Here is a 22,684-nt window from a genome sequence, read left to right on the forward strand (position 1 = left end):
GACGACCCGCCGAAGGCGGGACGGCGCAAGACCTGCGCGGGCGCAAGCCCGCACAGTTTTCGAACCGGACCTAGTCCTGAACGACGATGAAGGTCTCTGCCTTCCCGGCCTCGAAGATCATCGCGTAGAGGAGCTTGGCATTGTCCGGATGCAGTCGCACGCACCCGGCCGAGGCCGGTGCGCCGAGCCGGCTGATCGCATCGGTGCCGTGGATCGCATAGTCGCCGTCGTAGAACACCGACCACGGCATCGGCGCGCCGCCGTATTTCGACGAGCGGTGATTGGGCGAAAAGAACTGCGGCTGGAACGTGCCGCGCGGCGTGTATTTCCCCACGCGCGCCGTCGACACATCCCAGTCGTAAAGCCTTTGACCGCCCTGAATCACGGTCATCCGCTGCTCCGACACGTCGACGCGCACCACGATCCGCTGGTTCGCTCGGTTGGATGATGAAAAGACCTCTTCCGCGCTGGCAGGCGCCGTGGTCGTGGAAAATATCGTCGCGGCCAGGATCGGCGCGAGCATGGAAAGTCGTTTACGCAACATATGGTGTATCCCCCTAAATACGACTCAATGATTGGGGGGTCACCTCGATTCGGCAAGAGGTATGTGTCGTATCACGTCTTGGGTGTGACCATCCCACCATCAAGGTGCACGATCCGGTCCATCCGCGCGGCGAGGTCGTGATTGTGCGTCGCGATCAGGGCCGACAGCCCGGTTTCACGGACTAGATCCATGAGCGCCCCGAACACCCGGTCCGAGGTTTCGGGGTCGAGGTTCCCGGTCGGCTCGTCGGCCAGCAGAAGCTCCGGCGCATTCGCCAGCGCCCGGCAGAACGCCACGCGCTGTTGCTCGCCGCCCGACAGTTCGGCGGGGCGATGGCTGGCACGGTGCGCGACGCCCACACGGTCGAGCAGCATCGCCGCCCGCGCCTTCGCGGTGCCCTGCGCGGCCCCGTTCGCAAGCTGCGGCAGGATGATGTTCTCGGCCGCCGTGAACTCCGGCAGCAGGTGATGGAACTGGTAGATGAACCCGATCTTCGAGCGGCGCAGCGCGGTGCGGCGGCGGTCGCCCAGATCGGTCACGTCCTCGCCCCCGATGGCGACGCGGCCCGCCGATGGCGTGTCGAGCAGACCGGCGATGTGCAGGAGCGTGGATTTCCCGGCGCCCGAGGGCGCGACGAGGGCCACGACCTCACCGGGTGCGATTGCAATATCCGCACCTTTCAGCACCGAGACCTCGCCCGGTTCGCCCGCGTTGTAGACCTTTTCGATCCTTTCCAGCGTCAGCACATCACTCATAGCGCAGCGCCTCCACCGGGTTCATCCGGGCGGCGCGGCGGGCCGGAAAGATCGTGACGATGAAGCTCAGGCCCAGCGACATGCCCACGGCCGACAGCACGTCGCCCAGTTGCAGCTTGGCGGGCAGCGCATAGATGCCCCGGATCGACGGATCCCAGACCCCGCCGCCCGACAGGTAGTTCACGAAGGCGAAGATCGGGTCGATATAGATCGCGAACAGGCAGCCGAGGATGACGCCGAACACGGTTCCCGCGATGCCCGTGACCGACCCGCACAGGAAAAAGACGCGCAGGACCGACCCTTCGGTCAACCCGATAGTCCGCAGGATGCCGATGTCACGCCCCTTGTTCTTGACCAGCATGATGAGGCCCGAGACGATGTTCATCGACGCGATCAGCACGAGCACCGACAGGATGATGAACATCACGTTGTCCTCGATCTCGAGCGCGCGCAGGAACGACCCCGCGCTGTCCTCCCACGTCCAGACGAGCGAACCGTCGCCAGCCGCCGCCAGCACCGCACCGACATAGCGGTTGATCTCTTCCGGGTCCTCGACCATGACCTCGATCTCGTCCGCCGATCCTTCCTTGTTGAAATAGGACTGCGCCTCTTGGAAGGGCAGGTAGACGCGGGTGGCGTCGATGTCGTAGCGGCCGGCGGAAAAGATATACTTCACGTCGTAGACATTGACGCGCGGGCTGGTGCCGAACGCCGTCTTGACCCCGTTGGGGGAAATCAGGCGGATCTTGTCGCCCAGCCCCAGCCCAAGTTCCCGCGCGACGCCAAGGCCGATGGCGACCCCGTCCTGAAAATCGTCGATATTCCCGGTCGAGGTCTCGTTGTTCACGATACCGGGGATGGTCTTCAGGTCATCGGCGCGGATGCCGAAGATCTGAACCCCGATGTTACGGTCCTGGTTGTTGGCCATGACCTGACCCTTGACCAGAGGCGCGGCCCGGGTGACGCCTTCGACCCCGGCAATCCGGTCGGCCCATGCGTCATAATCCTTGAGCGTCCGGTCGAGGTTGCCCTGCGCAGTGACCTCGCCCGCCGTATAGACCGTGACATGGGCGTTCGCGCCGAGGATCGTGTCGACGAATTCGGCCCGGAACCCGGTGCGCACGGCCAGGGTGATGATAAGCGCGGCCACGGCGAGCGTGATGCCGATCAGCGATATCCACGTCATCGTGGACACGCCCCCTTCGGCCCGGCGCGCGCGCAGGTAGCGCCAGGCGATCATCCATTCGAAACGGGAAAACGGGGCTGTGCGGTTGGCCACGGTCGGGCTTTCTGATCTGTAACCGGCGCGCCCTCAGGCGTCGCTGGTGTCCGTTTCGGCGGGAGTCGCGGGCTTTTTCGACGCGATCATGCCGGCCCCGATGGCCGCCAGCGCGATCACGGCGAAGATCCCGTAATGCAGCGGCGTCAGGTCCACCCGGTCGCCCGACATGGCGATCAGGTTGATGAACCGGCCAATGAGATAGAAGATCAGGATCATCACGCCCTGCGTGATGAGAATCGTCTGCATCGATTTCAGCCCGCCTTCGCGCCCGACCCGCTTGGCCCCGATGGCCGCGTTCAGGATGAAGACCGCGTAGATCGCGAGGCACCAGAACACGCTGGCTTTCAGGATGCCCGCGAGCAGCGGCATGACGAACAAAAGTCCCGCGGAAATCAGCGCGAAGCGCATCTGCATGGGCATGGCAATTCCTTTCAGGCGTAGCGGCGGCGGCGGAAGGGTCTGAGCAGAAGCGCGATCAGACCGCCGACCACCGCCCATCCGGCGACGAACCCGATCCCCGCCGTGATGGCGCCATCCACGGTGACCGGCACGGCGGGTTGATAATGCTCCCACGTCCGCTCCACAAGTTCCTCATCACGGAAACGCCAGACGTTCGCCAGCCGCGCGACCGGCGTGGCGGGTGCCAGCGCCTCGTAATCGGCGTTGAGCCGCTCATACCGCGCGATCCGCTCGCCGATCCCCGACCCCACACTGGCGACGAGGCCGGAATTGCCCGACTGCATTTCGCGCAACGCCTCTTCACGTGTCAGGCCGGCCGCACTGGCCGCCCCGTCGAACACGACGGTCACCGCGCGCAACTCATCCACGGCGCCCGACAGGCGCTGGACATACTGCTGCGAGAACTCGGGAAACTGCGACAGGCCAAGCGCGCCGACAATGCCGCCTGCAAGGGCCAGAATACGCATCTGCTCCACTCCTTTTTTGGGCGCGAGTCTGGGCGTTGGCGCGGCGTCGGTCAAGTCACGCGGCAAGCGCCAGCGCGACCCACGTGACCGGCGCCATGGCAAGCACCCCGATGCCCGCGGCCACCAGCCGCGCCGGGTCAGCCAAGGCCATGTGCCGGTAAAGCCAAAGACAAGAGGGCAGAACCAGCGCCAGCGCGGTGGCCGTTCCCGGCATATAGGTCCAGGTCGCGAGGCTGAGGCCCACGTGGCTGACCACGTTCGCCAGAAGCGCGCCGACGACGCCCGCGACGATGATCTGGACCGGGCGGTTCGTCACCGTCCGCCCGACGATCAGGATACCCAAAACCGCGATGGCGAGCCACGTGATCGCCTGCGACAGTTGCGGTGCGGTGATGACCACCGGCAGGTTCCGCGCCGCCACCCACGCCGCCAGCCCTTCCAGCTCTTCGATCGAATGGAGCATGAACGCGATGGCCGCGTAGCTGTAAGCCCGGCAGGGATGAAACAGCCCTTGCGGCTCGGTGACCTCGCGCCGCGAAATCACACCCCGTAGATCTCGCGCACCTTGGCGACGGCGGCCTCCGGCGCCAGTTCCTCGCTCTCGCCCGTGCGGCGCGACGTCAGCTCGACCACACCGTTCTTGAGCCCGCGCGGCCCAACCGTGATGCGCCACGGCAGACCGATCAGGTCCATCGTCGCGAACTTGCCGCCTGCGCGTTCGTTGCGGTCGTCGTAAAGCGGCTCGAGCCCGGCGGCGGTCAGCGCCTTGTAAAGCGCCTCACAGGCCGCGTCGGCCTCGTCATCGCCCTGCTTGAGGTTGACGATCCCGCAGTGGAACGGCGTCACGCCCTCGGGCCAGATGATGCCCTTGTCGTCGTGGTTCGCTTCGATCAGGGCCCCGACAAGGCGGCTGACGCCGATCCCGTGCGACCCCATCTCGACCGGAACCTTGTTGCCGTCGCTGTCCTGCACCGTGGCCCCCATGGCCTCGGAATACTTGGTGCCGAAGTAGAAGATCTGGCCGACCTCGATCCCGCGCGCCACGCGGCGGCGCTCTTCGGGGATTTCGTTGAACAGCGCCTCGTCATGGGTTTCGTCCGTGCGGGCGTAGCGCGAGGTGAACTCTTCCAGCACAGCCTGACAGGCCTCGACGCTGTCATAGTCGATTTCGCGGTCGCCGAATTTCAGATCGGTGATCTCGCTGTCATAGAACACCTCGGATTCGCCGGTTTCGGCCAGCACGAGGAATTCGTGGGTGTAGTCGCCGCCGATCGGCCCGCCATCGGCCCGCATCGGGATCGCCTGAAGCCCCATGCGCTCATAGGTGCGCAGGTAGCTAACGAGGTGGCGGTTATAGGCATGCAGCGCATCTTCGCGGGTCAGGTCGAAGGTGTAGCCGTCCTTCATGAAGAACTCGCGGCCCCGCATCACGCCGAACCGCGGGCGGATCTCGTCCCGGAATTTCCACTGGATGTGGTAAAGCGTGAGCGGCAGATCCTTGTAGCTGCCGACATGGGCGCGGAAGATATCCGTCACCATCTCTTCGTTCGTCGGACCATAGAGCATGTCGCGCCCGTGGCGGTCGGTGATGCGCAGCATCTCCTGCCCGTAATCGTCGTAGCGCCCGGATTCGCGCCACAGATCAGCCGATTGCAGCGTCGGCATCAGGATCGGGATGTGACCCGCGCGCTGCTGCTCTTCATGCACGATCCGCTCGATGTTTTTGAGCACCTTGTAGCCCAGCGGAAGCCACGAATAGATCCCCGCCGCCTGCTGCTTGATCATCCCGGCCCGCAACATCAGGCGGTGACTGGCGATCTGCGCCTCGGACGGCGTCTCCTTGAGAACGGGCAGGAAGTAGCGGGACAGGCGCATGGAAACCTCACGTGATATCGTGGCGCATCCCTATCGCGCCGCCCCCAAGGCGACAAGTGCGGTCGTTACGTTGAACGCGCCGCGCTTAGCCGCACTTGGAATGACCGCAGGACGAACAGGTCATGCAGCCCTCGATCATCTGCATGGTGTACTGGCCGCAGGACGGGCAGGCCGGGCCGGGGCGATGACCGATGTTGACCACGTCGGCCTGCGGGTCGGACTTCAGCCCCATGCCTTCGCCGGCAAGGAAACCGGTGGCGATCATGTGCTTCTCGATCACGCCGCCGATGGCCGCGAGGATCGAGGGGATATACTTGCCCTGCATCCACGCGCCGCCGCGCGGGTCGAACACCGCTTTCAGTTCCTCGACCACAAAGGTCACGTCGCCCCCGCGCCGGAACACCGCCGAGATCATGCGGGTGAGCGCCACGGTCCAGGCGAAATGCTCCATGTTCTTGGAGTTGATGAACACCTCGAACGGGCGCCGATGCCCGCCCACGATCAGATCGTTGATCGTGATGTAGATCGCGTGTTCGCTGTCCGGCCACTTGAGCTTGTAGGTCGAGCCGTCCAGTTCCTGCGGCCGGTCCAGCGGCTCGGAAATATAGACCACGTCACCATGCGGCTGGCGCGGCTTGGCGTCGGTGGTGGCGACGATTTCGGGGGCGGTCGACGTTTCTTCGCTCACCGACAGAACCGACCCCGTCACATTGTTCGGGCGGTAGGTGGTGCAGCCTTTGCAACCCGTCTCCCACGCTTCCATGTAGACGTCCTTGAACCCCTCAAAGCTGATGTCCTCGGGGCAGTTGATCGTCTTCGAGATCGACGAATCGACCCATTTCTGCGCCGCCGCCTGCATTTTGACGTGATCCATCGGGGCCAGCGTCTGGGCGTTCACGAAGTAATCCGGCAGGTCAGCGTCGCCGAACTTGTCGCGCCACATCTGCACGGCGTAATCCACGACCTCTTCTTCGGTCCGGCTCCCGTCTTTCTGGAGCACCTTTCGCGTGTAGGCATAGGCGAACACCGGCTCGATCCCCGACGACACGTTGCCCGCGTAAAGGCTGATCGTCCCGGTCGGCGCGATCGACGTGAGCAGCGCGTTGCGGATGCCGTGTTCGCGGATCGCCTCACGCACGTCGTCATCCATGTGCTTAAGCGAGCCGGAGGCCAGATAGGCCTCGGCATCGAACAGCGGGAACGGCCCCTTCTCTTTCGCAAGCTCGACACTGGCGAGGTAAGCGGCACGGGCGATGGCTTTCATCCAGACTTCGGTCTGCTCGGCAGCCTCGTCCGAGCCATAGCGCAGCCCGAGCATCAGCAGCGCATCGGCCAGCCCGGTGACGCCCAGCCCGATCCGGCGCTTGGCCTCGGCCTCACGCGCCTGCTGCTCCAGCGGGAAGCGGGAGGCATCCACCACGTTGTCCATCATCCGAACGGCGGTGGTAACGAGGTCGCTCAACGCATCGTAGTCGAGCGTCGCGGCCTCCTCGAACGGGTGCTCCACCAGTCGGGCAAGGTTGATCGACCCGAGCAGACAGGCACCGTAGGGCGGCAGGGGCTGCTCGCCGCAGGGGTTGGTGGCCGCGATCGTTTCGCAATAGGCCAGGTTGTTCATCTGGTTGATGCGGTCGATGAAGATCACGCCCGGCTCGGCATAGTCATAGGTCGCCTGCATGATCTTGTTCCACAGATCGCGCGCCTCGACGGTGCGATAGGTCGTGCCGTCGAAGGTCAGATCCCACGCGCCGCCGGATTTGACCGCTTCCATGAACGGGTCGGTCACGAGCACGGACATATTGAACATGCGCAGGCGGGCCGCGTCGGATTTGGCGGCGATGAAATCCTCGATATCCGGGTGGTCGCAGCGCATCGTCGCCATCATCGCGCCCCGGCGGCTGCCGGCGGACATGATCGTGCGGCACATCGCGTCCCACACGTCCATGAAGCTGAGCGGGCCCGAGGCATCGGCGGCCACGCCTTTGACCCCTGCCCCCTTGGGCCGGATCGTCGAGAAATCGTAGCCGATCCCGCCGCCCTGCTGCATCGTCAGCGCGGCCTCTTTCAGCATGTCGAAGATGCCGCCCATGCTGTCGGGGATGGTGCCCATAACGAAGCAGTTGAACAGCGTCACGTTGCGCGCGGTGCCTGCGCCCGCGGTGATCCGGCCAGCGGGCAGGAATTTGAAATCCTCAAGCGCCGCATAGAACTCATCCGCCTGCTCAGGCTCACCCACCGCCAGCGCATCCGCGATCCGGTGCCACGTCCCTTCGATCGTTTCGTCGATCGGCGTGCCGTCCGCCTGCTTCAGACGGTATTTCATATCCCAGATCTGTTCGGCGATTGGGGCGGCAAAACGGGTCATGAGCACGTCCTTTTGAACGTCGGTTTGGTCGATTGGGCGGCGGCCCCCGGTTGAATCAGTCAGCGGGGGAGACCTAGTATTACGCTAATGATGGGTGCGAGTCATCCCCAACCACTAGATTTTGGGGGATGAACAAGAGGTGAACACGGTGAGCCATATCAATCTGGTGAAACTCTGCGTCGGCGCGGAAGCTGTCGAAGATTTGACCGCGTGGCAAAAGATGCGCGCCGGGGGCGACCCGGATTACGAGCCGCGCCATGTCACCCGCATGTGGCCGAAACGCGAGGAGGAACTGCTGAACGGCGGCTCGCTTTACTGGGTCTTCAAGGGCGTGATTCTCGCCCGCCAGCGGGTCGTGCGGCTGGACGAGGTCGTGCGCGAGGACGGCATCCGCCGCTGCGGTCTGGTGCTGGACCGTGAGGTCGTGCGCACCCACGCCGCGCCCCGGCGTCCGTTTCAGGGCTGGCGTTACCTCAAGCCCGAGGACGCGCCGCGCGATCTGCCGAAAGGTCGCCAAGGTGAAAGCGAACTGCCGCGAGAGCTGGAAACCGCGCTGGCCGAGATCGGGATTCTGTAAGTCCGGCACGCCGCGAACGAATGAAAAAGGCCGCGCCAGAACCCGCGCGGCCTTTGTCGTTTCAGGTATCAGCCCCGGCTCAGGCGTCGGTGCCCACCGGACAGGTGACCCCGGTGCCGCCCAGCCCGCAGTAGCCGTTCGGGTGCTTGTGCAAGTATTGCTGGTGATAGTCCTCGGCCCAGTAGAACGGTCCGGCCATCTCGATATCCGTGGTGATCTTGCCGTAGCCCGCCTTGGACAGGCGCGGCTGGAACCGTTCGCGGCTGGCCTTGGCCGCGGCGAGTTGCGCGTCGTTCACGGCGTAGATCGCCGAACGATACTGCGTGCCCCGGTCGTTGCCCTGACGCATCCCCTGGGTCGGGTCGTGACCCTCCCAAAACACCTGAAGCAGCTCCTCGTAGCTGACCTGTTTGGGGTCATAGACCACGCGCACCGCTTCGGCGTGCCCAGTGCGGCCCGTGCAGACCTCTTCATAGGTCGGGTTCGGCGTGTGGCCGCCCGCATTGCCGACCATGGTCAGCCAGACGCCCGGCACCTGCCAGAACTTGCGCTCGACGCCCCAGTAGCAACCCATCGCGAAAATCGCGACCTCCATGCCCTCGGGCACGTCCATCGTCAGAGGCCGACCGAACACCGCGTGCTCGTCCGCCGTGGGGATCGCATGGTCGCGGCCCGGCAGTGCATCCGCCGCCGTCACCATCTCGGGGTCTTTGAAAAATCCAAACATCGCGTCCTCCTTTGCCCGGCAATATAGGCCCGGATCACTCGGCGGGCGAGATCGCGGTGCCGGTCAACACGGTCTCGTGACCCTTTTCCGGGTGTCGCGGGATCAGCATCGCCAGCATCAGCGAGGCCGCCGCCATGCCCGCCGCCAGCCCGAACACCGCACCCGGCGACTGCACCCAGAGATACCCCAGAAGCGCCGGAAGGAACACCGCCGCGATATGGTTGATGGTGAACGCCACGGCAGCCGTCGGCGCGATATCGGGCACATCCGCGATCTTCTGGAAATAGGTCTTCATCGCGAAAGCCAGTGAGAAGAACAAATGGTCGATGACGTAAAGCGCACCCGCCAGCATCACGCCCCAGCCGAAGTAATAGATGCCGCCATAGGCGAGAAAGACGAGGATCAGCCCCCCGTATTCGAACATGAGCGCCCGCCGCTCGCCCCACCGCGCCACGGCCCGACCCATGAGCGGCGCGAAGAGCATGTTGGCGACGAAGTTGATGATGAACAGCGCCGTGACTTCGTGCACCTCGAAGCCGAACCGCTCGACCATCATGAAGGCCGCGAACACGACGAAGATCTGGCGGCGCCCACCCGACATGGCCTGTAGGGCGTAGTAAAGCCAGTAGCGCCGGCGCAGCACGAAGGTCTTGAGCTGCGGCTCGGGGCTTTCGAATTGCGGAAAGACGATGAGCGCACCGATCGCCATGAGCGTCGCGATCCCGCCCGCCGCGAGATAGACGAAGTTGTAACTCAGATCGAACGCCTTCCACGTCAGCACCAGCAACCCGTAGGAAGCGAGCGACGCGGCAGAGGCCACGGCCACCAGCCAGCCCAGCACCTGCGGCGCGCGCTCGCGCGGAATCCATTGCAGTTGAAGCGACTGATTCACGGTTTCGTAGTAGTGGAACCCGATCGACGAGAGCATCGTGATGGTGAGGATGCCGCCCAAGGACGGGAACCATGCGGTCACCGCCGTCGCCGCGCCCAGCAGCAACAGCGCGATGAGGCCCAGAACCTGCTCCCGAACGAACATGATGAGCGCGATGACCCCGATGGCGAGGAAGCCGGGGATTTCGCGGACCGAATGCAGCCAGCCGATCTCGACCCCGGTGAAGCCCGCGACCTCGATGACGAAGTTGTTGAGAAGCGCGTTCCACGTCGCGAAGGCGATCGGCATCGCCGCCGCCGTCACCACCAGAAGCGCGATGGGCTGGCGCCAGATCGGCAGGCTCCTGGCTTCTTCGAGAGTGACTTTGTGAAATCGCATGTCCCTCAATAGGGCCGCACATAGGCTCTGGCGAGACCCGATCCCTGTTCGGACCCGCACAGTGCGACGCTGATCCGAGCCATCCGCGCACAGGAGACGTATGCAGTGCCGCGAATGCGTCTGATCCAAATCAAGGCTCGCCGGGCGGGATCGTGACACAAGACAGCGCGAACAGGAGGACGCGCGATGGATATCGTTCCGCTCATAGACTGGATTGGAGAGACCCAGACCGGGGCGCTGTTCGGCTTCGTCACCGGGATCGTCTTCGGCGTGGCGGCCCAACGCTCGCGTTTTTGCCTGCGCGCCGCGACGGTCGAATTCGCGCGGCGCCGGATGGGGCCGTCGGTCGCGGTGTGGCTCTTGACCTTTTCGACCGCGCTGGCCTGGGTTCAGGGCGCGTCGCTTCTGGGATGGATGCGGGTCGAGGACGCCCGGATGATGGCCGTCACCGGGTCATGGTCCGGTGCGATCATCGGCGGTCTGATGTTCGGGGTCGGCATGGTGCTGGCCCGTGGTTGTTCGGGGCGGCTTCTGGTGCTGGCGGCCACGGGCAACCTGCGCTCGGTCGTGTCCGGCCTGATCTTCGCCGTGGTGGCGCAGATGTCGCTGCACGGCTGGCTCGCCCCGCTGCGCGACCGCCTTGCGCGTGTCTGGATGACCGAAGGCGGGACCAACGTGAACCTGCTGCACGCGCTCCGCCTGCCGGACTGGTCGGGCGTCGCCCTTGGCCTCGCGCTCGCGGTGCTCGCGCTGGTCGTGGCACGGCGCAACCAGATCGGCGCTGCGCGCCTCGTCTTCGCCTCCGGCGTCGGCTTCGCCGTCGCTTTGGGATGGGTGCTGACCTTTTCGCTCAGTCAGGTGGCGTTCGATCCGGTCACGGTCACCTCGGCCACGTTCACCGGCCCTTCGGCCAATACGCTCATGTTCTTTCTTGAGCCGAACCCGGCGCTGGAATTCGACATCGGCCTTGTCCCCGGTGTGGTGATCGGCGCGTTCGTGGCAAGCTGGATCAAGCGCGAGTTCCGGTTTCAAGGGTTCGAGAACGAACAGAACATGCGCCGCGCCTTCGCGGGCGCCGCGCTGATGGGCTTCGGCGGGATGCTGGCGGGCGGCTGCGCGATCGGGGCGGGCGTGTCCGGCGGGTCGATCTTCGTCGGCACCGCATGGCTCGCGCTCTTTTCCATGTGGATCGGGGCGATGGCGACGGATTTCCTCGTCGATCAACGCGGGCCGGTGGGCCAGCCCGCGTGAGAGGTTTCGACTTGCGCAGGGCGCAAGTCGACCCGCGTGGGGGCGCTGCCCCCAAACCCCTGCTTCAAGTGGGGGCGCTGCCCCCACACCCCCGAGGTTTCCGGAAACAGAGAAGAGGAACGCGGTTCAGTAGAAGCTTTGCGGGTCGATATCGACGGAGAGGCGGATGTCGCCCCTGAGGTCGACGCTTGCCAGCCACTTTCGCAATGCCGTTTGCAGGGGGGCGGTCTTGGGCGCCTTTACGAGCAGGCGAACGCGATGGCGGCCCCGGATGCGGGCGATGGGTGCGGGGGCCGGCCCGAAGACCTGCGCGCCGATCTGGACGATGGGACCGTCGGCCCGGGCGAGCGCGGTGCCCAGGTTCATGGCCGCGTCGAGGTCTGGGGCGGAAATGACGATGCCCGCCAGACGCCCATACGGGGGCACGCCCGCCGCCTGTCGTTCCGAGGCTTCGGCTTTCCAGAACCCTTCCTCATCGCCCGACAGGATCGCGCGGATCACCGGGTGTTCGGGCTGGAACGTCTGAAGCAGCGCGAGGCCGGAGACATCGCCGCGCCCGGCCCGGCCCGCGACCTGCCGGATCAATTGAAACGTGCGCTCGGCGGCGCGCAGATCCGAGCCTTGCAGGCCGAGGTCCGCGTCGATCACGCCGACGAGTGTGAGCTTGGGGAAGTTGTGCCCCTTGGCCACGATCTGCGTGCCGATGATGATGTCGGCCCCGCCCGCCGCGATCAGCTCGATCTGCGCCTTGAGCGCGCGGGCGCTGGCGAAGAGGTCCGAGGACAGCACGGCGACCCGCGCATCCGGGAAGGTCTCGGCCACTTCTTCGGCCATCCGCTCCACCCCCGGCCCGACGGGGGCGAGTTTGCCCTCGGCCTCGCAGGACGGGCAGGCCTCCGGCATCGGTTTCGTCTCGCCGCATTGGTGACAGACGAGACGCTTGAGGAAGCGGTGTTCGACCATGCGCGCGTCGCAGTGGTCGCAGCCGATCTGGTGGCCGCAGGCGCGGCAGACCGTGACCGGCGCATAGCCACGGCGATTGAGGAAGATCAGCGCCTGCTCGCCCTCGTCGATCCGGCCACGCACGGCGGTTGCGAGCGTGGGCGAGATCCAGCGATTGCCCGGAAGATCCTCCTGCCGCATGTCGATGGTGCGCATTTCCGGCAGAACGGCGGGGCCGAACCGGCTGGTCAGATCGAGGCGATTGTATTTCCCGGCCTGCGCGTTGGCCCATGTCTCGAGCGATGGGGTGGCCGAGGCCAGCACCACCTGTGCGCCGTTGATGGACCCGCGCAGCACCGACATATCGCGCGCCGAATAGAGCACGCCATCCTCCTGCTTGTAGGAATTGTCGTGCTCCTCATCCACGACGATCAGGCCGATGTCGCGAAACGGCAGGAACAGGGCCGAGCGCGCGCCGATCACCATCTGCGCGCCGCCTTCGGCCACCATGCGCCAGACGCGGCGCCGTTCGGTCATGGTCACGCCGGAATGCCATTCGGCGGGTTTCGCGCCGAAGCGTTCCTCGACCCGTTTCAGGAATTCCGAGGTCAGGGCGATCTCCGGCAGGAGGACGAGCGCCTGACGGCCCTGCGCCAGACATTCGGCCACCGCTTCCAGATAGACCTCGGTCTTGCCCGATCCGGTGACGCCGCGCAGAAGCGTCGCGCCGAATGTGCCGGATCGCACGCCGTCGCGCAGCGCACCGGCAGCCGCCGCCTGATCCCCGGTCAGCGCCTTGCCCGGCGCGGTGTAGTCGAGATGGGGGAACGGCAGATCGCGTGGGCTTTCCTCTTCCTCGACCGCGCCGAGTTTCACCAGCCCCTTGACGACGGAAGAGGTGACGCCCGCCTCTTCTGCCAGTTCCTTGAGCGTGAAGGCCGAATGCGCCTGCGATTCCAACACCTCCAGCACACGCTCGCGCGCCTCGGTCTTGCGGTCCGGTTCATTGTGGCCCAAGCGATAGATCTTGCGCATCGACGGCGGATTGGTGAGGCCGGGCGCGCGGGTCGCCAGCCGCAGCATGAAATTCATCGGCGTGAGCGTGTAATCCCCGACACGGGTGAGGAACTCGGCCATCTCCGCACGCATCGGCGGCACGTCGAGCACCCGGATGACGGCGCGCAGTTTCGAGGCGTCGAACCCCTGCTCGCCCGGACCCCAGACCACGCCCATGACCATGCGCGGACCAAGGGGCACTTCGACGAAGGCGCCCTCCCAGCAGCCGCCTTCGGGCGCGCGGTAGGTGAGCAGCCGGTCGATGCCCTGAGTGGTCAGGACCGAAACCCGGCCCCCTTCGTCGAAAAACTCAGCCATGTCGGACGATCCCGGCGAACCCTCGCAAATCGGCAAAGGGGGGCTTTCTGCGGCGGATCACCTCCTGTATGACACCGCTAACATTTTCGACCATCCGACCCAGGGACGCTGCCATGAAATTCTTTGCCGATACCGCCGACGTCGATGCCATCCGGGAACTCAACGATCTCGGCCTGCTCGACGGGGTGACCACCAACCCCTCGCTCATCAAGAAGTCGGGGCGCGACATCCTCGAGGTGACGAAAGAAATCTGCGAGATCGTGGATGGCCCCGTCTCGGCCGAGGTGACCGCGACCGATGCGAACCAGATGATCGCCGAGGGCCGCAAGCTTGTCGAGATCGCGGGCAACATCGCGGTCAAGGTGCCGCTCACGCTCGACGGGCTCAAAGCCTGCAAGGCGCTGACCGACGACGGCCACATGGTGAACGTCACGCTGTGCTTCTCGGCCAACCAGGCGCTTCTGGCCGCCAAGGCGGGCGCGACCTTCATCTCGCCCTTCATCGGGCGGCTGGACGACATCAACATGGACGGCATGGAACTGATCTCCGAAATCCGCACGATCTATGACAACTACGGCTACGAGACGCAAATCCTCGCCGCCTCGATCCGCACCGTCAACCACGTGAAGGACGCCGCGTTGATCGGTGCCGACGTGATGACCGCACCGCCGGGCGTCATCAAGGCGATGGCGAACCATCCGCTGACCGACAAGGGGCTCGACGCCTTCCTCGCCGACATCAAGGCGGCGGGCATCAAGATCCTCTGAACCGGGTCGAATGTCACAAAACTGATGAAACGGGGCCTCATGGTCCCGTTTTTCGTAAAAAAGTTGCAGAAATCCGATTCGCGACCTGCTAGACTCACTGTCAAGAAACGAAAAAACGGCAGTTAGGACAGGCGAATGACGAGCAACGCTCCCATTACCGAAGACGTGCGCGAGCAGCTTCTGACCCAGCCAGAGGTCATCCTCGAAGATCACGACATGATGCGCGCCCTGATCGCGGCGAACGAACGTGCCATGGGCGCGAATATCGTCGATCTGCGCGGGATCGCGATGGAACGGCTGGAAAGCCGCCTCGACCGCCTTGAGGACACGCACCGCTCGGTGATCGCGGCGGCCTATGAAAACCTCGCGGGGATGAACATCATCCACCGGGCGACCCTGCGCATTCTCGAACAGGACGACTTCGAAACGCTCCTGCACGAGCTTGGCACGGATATCGCGGATGTTCTGCGCGTCGATTGCCTGCGGCTGGTTCTTGAAACCGAAATGACCGAAGCGGACCCTGCGCTGAAGAAGGTGGGCGACGTGCTCGTCACCGCCCCGCGCGGCTTCTCGGACGACTACATCGGGCGCCCGCGTGAACACGGCGGACCGTCGGTCACGCTGCGACAGGTGCAGGAGCAGGACAAGAAGCTGTTCGGCGACTCCGGCTACTGGATTCGGTCCGAGGCGCTGATCCGGCTCGACATCGGCGAAGGCCGTCTGCCCGGTATGCTGGTCATGGGCGCAGAAGACCCGCACCAGTTCAAGCCGGGTCAGGGTACCGACCTTCTGACCTATTTCGGCGGCGTGTTCGAACGCACGATGCGCCGCTGGCTGGCGTGAGCCGAGGTTTGAATTGGCCAAGCATCGCGTGGAACCTGCCGATTTCACGCGTGAAGAGATCGCAAAACTGAATGCCTGACGGGATCGTCATATCCGATGGCGCACGCGATGCGCTGTCCGGTTGGCTCGACCATCTGCGCGCGCTCGACGGGGCGGCGGCCAATACGATCGAAGCCTATCGCAAGGATGTGGTCAGTTTCCTTGCGTTCCTGTCGGCCCACCACGGCACCTCGCACGGGCGAACCGCGCTCGCCAGCGTCACGATCTCCGACATGCGCGCCTGGATGGCATCGGAACGCGCCGGCGGCCTGTCGGCCCGGTCGCTCGCCCGCGCCCTGTCGGCGGTCAAGGGCTTTTACCGCTGGCTGTCGGACCGTGACGGGTTCGATGCCTCGACCGTCCTGTCGACCCGCGCGCCCAAGTTTACCGCCAAACTGCCCCGCCCCGTGTCGCAGGAGGCCGCGGAAGAGGTCATCGCGACCACGGCCATTCAGGCCCGCGACGGCTGGATCGGGGCCCGCGACGCCGCCGTCGTCACGCTGCTCTACGGGTGCGGATTGCGGATCTCCGAGGCATTGGGCCTGACGGGACGCGCCCACCCCCTGCCCGACGTTCTGCGCATCGTCGGCAAGGGCGGGAAAGAGCGGCTGGTTCCAGTCCTGCCCGCCGCGCGCGATGCGGTCGCAAGTTACGTCCGCCTCTGCCCCTACCCGGTGACCGACGGCACGCCCCTGTTCTATGGCGCACGCGGCAAGGCGCTGGGTCCGCGCACGGTGCAGAAGGCGATGGAAAGCGCGCGCCTGCAACTGGGCCTGCCCGCGACCGCCACGCCGCACGCGATGCGCCACAGCTTCGCGACGCATCTTCTGAACGCGGGCGGCGACCTCAGGGCGATACAGGAGCTGCTCGGCCATGCCTCACTGTCCACCACGCAGGCCTATACGGCGGTCGACACCCAACGGCTGATGGAGGTCTATGACCGCGCCCATCCGCGCGCGTTAGGAAAATCTTGAAAGCTTGGCGCCATGCTGGTCGGCAGATTCGCTTGACCAGAAAGGACGAGCCATGTTTGCAGCAGCAGCCGGGGCCGCCGTGCCCCTCATGTTGGCCGGCAAGGCCCTGAACGCCATCACCACCATCGCCGCCGAGGGCAAGGCGGGCAATTTCACTGATGCGATGGAAAAAACGGCACGCGGGGCCGCGCCCGACGCGGGCGGTCCGGTCACCAGCGCCTCCGGACCGGGCGCATCGGTGCAAGGCCGCGCAGGGACGGCCGAGCTTCAGCCGCTGAACGGCGCACCGCTACCCCCGCCCCCTGCGGTCAGCCAACAGCCGATCCCTCCGACCGTCGATGGCATCCATCAGCTTTATGCGACCATGCGTGAACTGCGCTGACCCAGTCGGGGCTTGTCCTGCCTTCGTTGATCGTCCATCAAGTCGGGCATGACCCGCGAGTTAAAGGCGATTGCCGTCCACCTCTTCACCGCAATCGGCGCCATCTGCGCGATGCTGGCCATGCTTGCCGCCGTCGAAGAGGAATGGGGCCTGATGTATGTCTGGCTCGTCGTCGCCTTCATCGTCGACGGAATCGACGGCCCGCTGGCGCGGCGCTATGACGTGAAGCGATACGCCAAGCAGATCGACGGGGTCTTGATGGACCTTATCATCGACTATCTGACATACGTGTTCATCCCGGCCTACGCGCTGTTCAAGTCCGGCATCCTCCCCGGCTGGACGGGGTGGATCGCGATCATCCTCATCACCTACGCCTCGGCGCTCTACTTCGCCGACAGCCGGATGAAGACCAAGGACAACTCCTTCGCGGGCTTCCCGGGCTGCTGGAACATGGTGGTCGTGGTGCTGTTCGCGACCGAGCCGAATTTCTGGATCACGCTGGTTCTGGTCGTGGCGCTCGCCATCGCGATGTTCACGCCGCTCAAATTCATCCACCCGGCCCGCACCGTGCGCTGGCGCAAGCTGTCGCTTCCCATCGCGATCGCGTGGACCGGCTTCGCAGGCTGGGCGGCTTGGTTCGATTTCGCCCCCGGCCTATGGGCGCATTGGGGCATCGTTATCACCAGCGTCTACCTGCTGTTCGCCGGTATCGCGCAGCAGATCATCCCGCAGCGCAGCGCCGCGGGAACCGCCTAGATCAGCAGCCCCGCGGCACCCTCATGCCGCAAAAGCGCGACCTTGGTTTCGACCCCGCCTTCCCCGGAAAAACCGCCAAGCGAATTGGCGCCAAGAACCCTGTGGCACGGGATGATGACCGGGATCGGATTGCCGCCGCAGGCCTGCCCCACCGCCTGCGCGGGCACCCCAAGGTCGCGGGCGATGTCGCCATAGGTGCGGGTTTCCCCGAACGGAATCGCGGACATCGCCGCGCAGACCTGAAGCTGAAAGTCCGAGCCTGAAACGAAAAGCGGCAGGTCGAACGCCTGCCGCTTTCCATCGAAGTATTCGCCTAACTGCACCCGCGCCTCGGCTAGAACCGGGGTTTCTTCCCCCAGTTCCGCCGTGCGCCAGGATACCTGCGTGATCGCCCCGTCGCCCTCGCTCACGTAAAGCGGGCCGACCGGGCTCTCGACGCGGATGGTCACCCCAGCGCCTCGTCGCAGCGCCCACAGACGCCGTCATGCGAATGGGTGCCCACGTCCGGCAGGATCTTCCAGCAGCGTTGGCATTTCTCGCCATCCGCCGTCTCGAACACCACAGCCACGCCCGGCGCATCCGGCAGGCGGAAGGCTTCGGCAGGCGCGGGGTCAGTCGTCACCGACACGCCCGAGGTGATGCAGATGTCGGCGAAATGCACGGTGCCCAGCGCCTTGGCGACCTCGGCGTCCTCGACATGCACAACGGGTGCCGCTTCGAGTGACGCCCCGATCACCTTGTCCCGGCGCTGCACTTCGAGCGCGGCGGTCACGACCCGGCGCACCTTGCGGATACCGGCCCACTTGGCCGCGAGCGCCTCGTCCCTCCACGCCGCTGGCGTCTCGGGAATATCGACGAGGTGGACCGAGCTTTCGTCGCCCGGGAACCGCTCCAGCCAGACCTCTTCCATCGTGAAGACCAGGATCGGCGCGAGCCACGTGGTCAGACGATGGAACAGGATGTCGAGCACGGTGCGCGCGGCGCGGCGGCGCGTGCTATCGTCCGCGTCGCAGTAGAGCGCATCCTTGCGGATGTCGAAATACACCGACGACAGGTCCACGGTCGCGAAGTTGAAAACCTGCTGGAAAAGCCCCTGGAAATCGTAGTCGGCAAACCCCTGACGTACGATTTCGTCAAGTTCCGCGATCCGGTGCAACACCCAGCGTTCCAGCTCCGGCATGTCCGCCACATCGACCTTCTCGTCGTCCGAGAAGCCCGCGAGGTTGCCGAGGATGAAACGCATCGTGTTGCGCAGGCGGCGATAGCTGTCGGCGGTCCCTTTCAGAATCTCCTGCCCGATCCGCAGGTCGGCGGTGTAATCCGACTGCGCCACCCACAGTCGCAGGATGTCCGCGCCATACTGTTTGGTCACATCCTCGGGCGCGATGGTGTTGCCCAGCGACTTGGACATCTTCATGCCCTTCTCGTCGAGCGTGAAGCCATGCGTCAGCACCCCGCGATAGGGTGCGCGGCCCTTGGTCCCGCAGGCCTGAAGCAGCGACGAATGGAACCAGCCACGGTGCTGGTCCGTGCCTTCGAGATACAGATCCGCGATCCCGTCCTCGGACCCGTCCGGGCGGTCGCGCAGCACGAAGGCATGGGTCGAACCAGAGTCGAACCACACGTCGAGCACGTCGAACACCTGTTCGTAGTCGTCCGGGTTCACGACATTGCCGAGCACGCGCTCCTTGAACCCGTCCTCATACCAGACGTCCGCGCCCTTCGCCTCGAACTCGGCCACGACCCGCGCGTTCACGGTTTCATCGCGCAGCAGGAAGTCGGGATCGGTCGGCAGCGCACCCTTCTTGGTGAAGCAGGTCAGCGGCACACCCCAGGCGCGTTGGCGCGACAGCACCCAGTCGGGGCGGCTTTCGATCATCGAATAGAGCCGGTTGCGCCCGGTCTGCGGCGTCCACTTCACGAGCTCGTCGATCGAGGTTAGCGCGCGCGAACGGATCGTGTCGCCATACTGCCCCATCCCGTCGTCAAGCTTGGCATCGACGGCGGCGAACCACTGCGAGGTGTTGCGATAGATCACCGGAGCCTTCGAGCGCCAGCTGTGCGGATAGCTGTGCTTGATCTTGCCACGTGCCAAGAGCCCGCCGACCTCGACCAGCTTGTCGATGACGGTCTTGTTGGCATCGCCCTCCCCGCCCTTGCGGTTCAGGATGTATTTGCCGCCGAAGAACGGCAGATCGGCGCGGAAGCCGCCGTCGTCCATCACGTTGTAGGTGATGACCTGATCGAGCATCCCGAGGTCACGATAAAGCTCGTATTCCTCCATCCCGTGCGAGGGCGCACAATGGACGAACCCGGTGCCTTCCTCGTCCGTCACGAAATCGGCGGCCCGGAAATCGCGCGGCTGGTCCCATTCGCCGTTCGACCCTTCGGCCCCGGCAAGCGGGTGGGCCAGTGTCATGGCGGCCAGTTGATGCGCGGTCACATCGGAGACGCGCTTCCACTGTCCTTCCTCCAGACGGGCGCGCGCAAAGGTCTGCGCTGCCAGCTTGTCGGCAAGGATAAAGCGTTCGCCCACGCTCGCCCAGCATTCTTCGGGCGTGTCGGTGACTTCGTAGAGGCCATATTGATAGTCGGCCCCGAACACGACCGCCTTGTTCGACGGGATGGTCCAAGGCGTCGTCGTCCAGATCACAACGTTTGCGCCGAGGAATTTCTCGCGCGTTTCGGCCAGCGTCTGCGCCACGGCCTCGCGCATCTCCGAGGTCTCTTCCTCGGACATGCGATCCTCGTCCTTCACATTGAAGTCGGTGACCTTGAATTTCACCCAGATCGTGAAGCTTTCCTTGTCGTGGTATTCGACCTCGGCCTCGGCCAGCGCGGTCTTTTCCACCGGGCTCCACATCACGGGCTTCGAGCCCTGATAGAGCGTACCGTTCATGAGAAACTTCATGAACTCTTCCGCGATCACGGCCTCGGCGTGGTAATCCATCGTCAAGTACGGATCGGCCCAGTTGCCGGTCACGCCGAGACGCTTGAACTCCTCACGCTGGATGTCGATCCAGCCTTCGGCAAATCGGCGGCATTCCTGACGGAAGTCGATGACCGGCACTTCGTCCTTGTTCTTGCCCTTCTTGCGGTACTGCTCTTCGATCTTCCATTCGATCGGAAGGCCGTGACAATCCCAGCCCGGCACGTACCGCGCGTCATGGCCCAGCATCTGCTGGCTGCGCACGATCATGTCCTTGAGGATCTTATTCAGCGCGTGACCGATGTGCAGGTGACCGTTGGCATAGGGCGGCCCATCGTGCAGCGTGAAAGGCGGGCGCCCCTGTTTCTCGCGCAGGCGGTCGTAAACGCCGATCTTTTCCCAGCGGTCCAGCCAGCCGGGTTCGCGGTTCGGCAGGCCCGCACGCATCGGAAAATCCGTCTCGGGCAGATTCAGGGTATCTTTGTAGTCAGGCGTGTCGGCGCACATCGGGTGTGTCCTTCGAATTCTGGTCGCGGTGTGTGTAGGGGAAGGGCGGCGCGGGGTCCATACGCCTTGTCCCGGCGTCTCAGGTGAGAGCCGGGCCGCTAATTCGAATGATGATCGCCATGTGCATCATGGGCGGGGGTATAGCGCCCCTTGGCGACGGTCCGCAACTGTCAGCTTTTCGAGCCGAACAGCCCCGTCAGCGCCCGTTGCACCAACCGGGTGACCGAGGGCTTCTTCTCACGCGAAAACGGGAGGGGCCTGCACACCTCCATCGCGGCCACGCCCACACGCGCGGTCAGCGCGCCGTTCACGACGCCCTCGCCGAAGCGGCGCGAAATGCGCGAGAGCGCCGTGCCGCCCACGACCGATTGGATCAGGTCATCGCCCACCGCGACGGCCCCTGTGGCAACCAGATGTGTCATCACCGCCCGCGTCAGCCGCCACGCACCAAGTGCACCCGCGCGGCCCCCGTAAATCTCCGCGATCCGCCGGATCATTCGGATGTTCGAGGTCAACGCCGTGACAACATCCGCCAGAGCGAGCGGGACGATGGCCGTCACCGTGGCGACTTGCCGCGCCGCTGCCTCGACCTCGCGTTTGGCCAATTCGTCCAATGGCCCGAGCAACTCGGCCTCGGCCAGATGGATCAGCCCGTCCGCATCGAAGACGTCGCCCTCACGTTCGGCCAGACGATCCAGACCCCAGCGCAGATCCTCGCGCCCACGGAAGAGACGACGCAGCCGTTCGATGACGCCCTTCGCCTCGGCCAGATCGGCATGGGTCAGCGCCGCATCCGCCGCCGCGTGGATGTCGTCGACGCGCCGCAGGCGGGCAAAGGCCGCCAGCTCCCGCAACGCGATGATAAGCAGGACCACGACGAAGGCGACCGTCAGCACCGTGGCGATCAGACCCAGCACCGGGTTGCGTTCGAGCAGCGTCGTCACGAATTCCCAAGCCGCGACGGATGCGGCGAACGCCACAAGCGACAGGGCCAGCGACCAGAACCAGCGCGACAGCCGCGAGGGTCTGCGCGCGGCGATCCGGGCCGCCATTTCCATTGCGCGGGGCTGTGGCAGGTCCGGCTCCGGGTCGGGCACGGGTGGTGCGGTGGCGGGCGTTTCCTTGGCGGGCGCGCCTTCTTCGAGGTCGATCAGAACCGGGCCTTTGCTCATGCCGCACCCTCCCACTCAAATCGGATTTCCGTGAGCCGCTCGTCATTCGATGCGCCCACCGACACAGGCCGGAACCCGGCGGCGGCGTAAAAGCGGCGCGCGGGATGGTTGGCGGCATGGGCCCAAAGGCCCAGACGGGGCGAACGCGCCTGCGCATGGGCGATCAGCGCCTGTCCGATCCCCTGCCCCCGTGCTTCGGGCAGCAGGTAGAGCGCGTGAATCTCGCCCTCGCCCGCGGCGATGAACCCGACGACGCGCGCGCCACGGCGGGCGACATGGACCCATCCGCGGCGCACCATCCGGCGAATGAGCCGCGCCTCTTCGGTCCGGGTGCGCACACGGGGCAGCCACGCGGCCTCGCCCCCGAAATCCCACAGGATGCGCGCCAGCACGGGCGTCTCCCATGGCCGGGCGCGGGTTATGCGCA

General features: G+C 65.3%; 21 protein-coding genes and 1 pseudogene. 7 read left to right on the top strand and 15 right to left on the bottom strand.

The annotated features are described in order from the left end of the window. Window positions 1–70 precede the first annotated feature (70 nt). The 8 genes and pseudogenes from HOY44_RS04895 to HOY44_RS04930 all read right to left on the bottom strand — a co-directional run bounded on the left by HOY44_RS04895 (window position 71) and on the right by HOY44_RS04930 (window position 7,747). The gene (locus HOY44_RS04895; protein ID WP_287433396.1) at window positions 71–544 is read right to left on the bottom strand and encodes a L,D-transpeptidase; all 474 of its coding nucleotides are present in this window, start codon (window positions 542–544) and stop codon (window positions 71–73) included. Window positions 545–768: 224 nt separating this feature from the next. After that, a pseudogene (locus HOY44_RS04900) lies at window positions 769–1,299 on the bottom strand (ABC transporter ATP-binding protein); the annotation flags it as partial. Continuing rightward, window positions 1,292–2,539, bottom strand: coding sequence for a lipoprotein-releasing ABC transporter permease subunit (locus HOY44_RS04905; RefSeq protein WP_287434725.1), 1,248 nt, complete (start codon window positions 2,537–2,539; stop codon window positions 1,292–1,294). The gene HOY44_RS04905 and the pseudogene HOY44_RS04900, both read right to left, overlap by 8 nt. A 72-nt stretch (window positions 2,540–2,611) precedes the next feature. Further along, complete coding sequence (locus HOY44_RS04910) at window positions 2,612–3,001, bottom strand: hypothetical protein (RefSeq protein WP_287433398.1); 390 nt, start codon at window positions 2,999–3,001, stop codon at window positions 2,612–2,614. Window positions 3,002–3,012: 11 nt separating this feature from the next. Next, window positions 3,013–3,507: a DUF2937 family protein gene (locus HOY44_RS04915; RefSeq protein ID WP_040885229.1), complete on the bottom strand. Its 495-nt coding sequence runs from the start codon at window positions 3,505–3,507 to the stop codon at window positions 3,013–3,015. A gap of 55 nt (window positions 3,508–3,562) precedes the next feature. Continuing rightward, window positions 3,563–4,051: an HXXEE domain-containing protein gene (locus HOY44_RS04920; protein ID WP_287433400.1), complete on the bottom strand. Its 489-nt coding sequence runs from the start codon at window positions 4,049–4,051 to the stop codon at window positions 3,563–3,565. Next, entirely contained in the window at window positions 4,048–5,382 is a 1,335-nt protein-coding gene (gene proS, locus HOY44_RS04925; RefSeq protein WP_287433402.1) for a proline--tRNA ligase, read from the bottom strand. The genes HOY44_RS04920 and proS overlap by 4 nt, the downstream gene beginning before the upstream one ends. Before the next feature lie 85 nt (window positions 5,383–5,467). Then, entirely contained in the window at window positions 5,468–7,747 is a 2,280-nt protein-coding gene (locus tag HOY44_RS04930) for an adenosylcobalamin-dependent ribonucleoside-diphosphate reductase (RefSeq protein WP_287433403.1), read from the bottom strand. A gap of 139 nt (window positions 7,748–7,886) precedes the next feature. Between HOY44_RS04930 and HOY44_RS04935 the strand changes: the two genes are divergently transcribed. Next, the gene (locus HOY44_RS04935; protein ID WP_008334524.1) at window positions 7,887–8,324 is read left to right on the top strand and encodes a DUF1489 family protein; all 438 of its coding nucleotides are present in this window, start codon (window positions 7,887–7,889) and stop codon (window positions 8,322–8,324) included. Window positions 8,325–8,403: 79 nt separating this feature from the next. Here the strand turns inward: HOY44_RS04935 and msrA are convergent, their stop codons facing one another. Both msrA and HOY44_RS04945 read right to left on the bottom strand, forming a co-directional pair. Next, window positions 8,404–9,051, bottom strand: a complete 648-nt coding sequence (gene msrA, locus HOY44_RS04940; protein ID WP_008334522.1) for a peptide-methionine (S)-S-oxide reductase MsrA — start codon at window positions 9,049–9,051, stop codon at window positions 8,404–8,406. 34 nt (window positions 9,052–9,085) lie between these two features. Beyond that, window positions 9,086–10,321, bottom strand: coding sequence for an MFS transporter (locus tag HOY44_RS04945; protein WP_287433407.1), 1,236 nt, complete (start codon window positions 10,319–10,321; stop codon window positions 9,086–9,088). 186 nt (window positions 10,322–10,507) lie between these two features. On the opposite strand from HOY44_RS04945, the gene HOY44_RS04950 reads away from it, so the two are divergent. Then, window positions 10,508–11,572, top strand: coding sequence for a YeeE/YedE family protein (locus HOY44_RS04950; protein ID WP_287433409.1), 1,065 nt, complete (start codon window positions 10,508–10,510; stop codon window positions 11,570–11,572). Between the two features lie 126 nt (window positions 11,573–11,698). Here the strand turns inward: HOY44_RS04950 and HOY44_RS04955 are convergent, their stop codons facing one another. Further along, a complete protein-coding gene (locus tag HOY44_RS04955; protein ID WP_287433411.1) occupies window positions 11,699–13,888 on the bottom strand; it encodes a primosomal protein N' in 2,190 nt (729 codons plus the stop codon). A gap of 113 nt (window positions 13,889–14,001) precedes the next feature. Between HOY44_RS04955 and fsa the strand changes: the two genes are divergently transcribed. From fsa to HOY44_RS04980, 5 genes are all read left to right on the top strand, one after another. Further along, on the top strand, window positions 14,002–14,655 hold the full coding sequence (gene fsa, locus HOY44_RS04960; protein ID WP_008334499.1) for a fructose-6-phosphate aldolase: 654 nt from the start codon (window positions 14,002–14,004) through the stop codon (window positions 14,653–14,655). A gap of 135 nt (window positions 14,656–14,790) precedes the next feature. Further along, window positions 14,791–15,498: a DUF484 family protein gene (locus HOY44_RS04965; protein WP_287433413.1), complete on the top strand. Its 708-nt coding sequence runs from the start codon at window positions 14,791–14,793 to the stop codon at window positions 15,496–15,498. 71 nt (window positions 15,499–15,569) lie between these two features. Further along, window positions 15,570–16,511 carry a tyrosine recombinase XerC gene (locus HOY44_RS04970; protein WP_287433414.1) on the top strand — a complete coding sequence of 314 codons (942 nt, stop codon included), beginning with the start codon at window positions 15,570–15,572 and terminating at the stop codon, window positions 16,509–16,511. Window positions 16,512–16,563: 52 nt separating this feature from the next. Then, the gene (locus tag HOY44_RS04975) at window positions 16,564–16,893 is read left to right on the top strand and encodes a hypothetical protein (RefSeq protein ID WP_040885225.1); all 330 of its coding nucleotides are present in this window, start codon (window positions 16,564–16,566) and stop codon (window positions 16,891–16,893) included. A 48-nt stretch (window positions 16,894–16,941) separates the two neighbouring features. After that, the gene (locus HOY44_RS04980) at window positions 16,942–17,649 is read left to right on the top strand and encodes a CDP-alcohol phosphatidyltransferase family protein (protein ID WP_287433415.1); all 708 of its coding nucleotides are present in this window, start codon (window positions 16,942–16,944) and stop codon (window positions 17,647–17,649) included. On the opposite strand, the gene HOY44_RS04985 is transcribed toward HOY44_RS04980, so the two are convergent. The 4 genes from HOY44_RS04985 to HOY44_RS05000 all read right to left on the bottom strand — a co-directional run bounded on the left by HOY44_RS04985 (window position 17,646) and on the right by HOY44_RS05000 (window position 22,649). Next, window positions 17,646–18,098 carry a methylated-DNA--[protein]-cysteine S-methyltransferase gene (locus HOY44_RS04985; protein ID WP_287433416.1) on the bottom strand — a complete coding sequence of 151 codons (453 nt, stop codon included), beginning with the start codon at window positions 18,096–18,098 and terminating at the stop codon, window positions 17,646–17,648. The genes HOY44_RS04980 and HOY44_RS04985 overlap by 4 nt on opposite strands. Further along, a complete protein-coding gene (gene ileS / locus HOY44_RS04990; RefSeq protein ID WP_287433417.1) occupies window positions 18,095–21,085 on the bottom strand; it encodes an isoleucine--tRNA ligase in 2,991 nt (996 codons plus the stop codon). Before ileS ends, HOY44_RS04985 begins: the two co-directional genes overlap by 4 nt. A gap of 170 nt (window positions 21,086–21,255) precedes the next feature. Then, window positions 21,256–22,257 carry a YcjF family protein gene (locus HOY44_RS04995; RefSeq protein ID WP_287433419.1) on the bottom strand — a complete coding sequence of 334 codons (1,002 nt, stop codon included), beginning with the start codon at window positions 22,255–22,257 and terminating at the stop codon, window positions 21,256–21,258. Next, on the bottom strand, window positions 22,254–22,649 hold the full coding sequence (locus HOY44_RS05000) for a GNAT family N-acetyltransferase (protein WP_148912560.1): 396 nt from the start codon (window positions 22,647–22,649) through the stop codon (window positions 22,254–22,256). Before HOY44_RS05000 ends, HOY44_RS04995 begins: the two co-directional genes overlap by 4 nt. Window positions 22,650–22,684: the final 35 nt, after the last annotated feature.

Source organism: Maritimibacter sp. (genome assembly GCF_016774595.1).
Taxonomy (GTDB): Bacteria; Pseudomonadota; Alphaproteobacteria; order Rhodobacterales; family Rhodobacteraceae; genus Maritimibacter; species Maritimibacter alkaliphilus.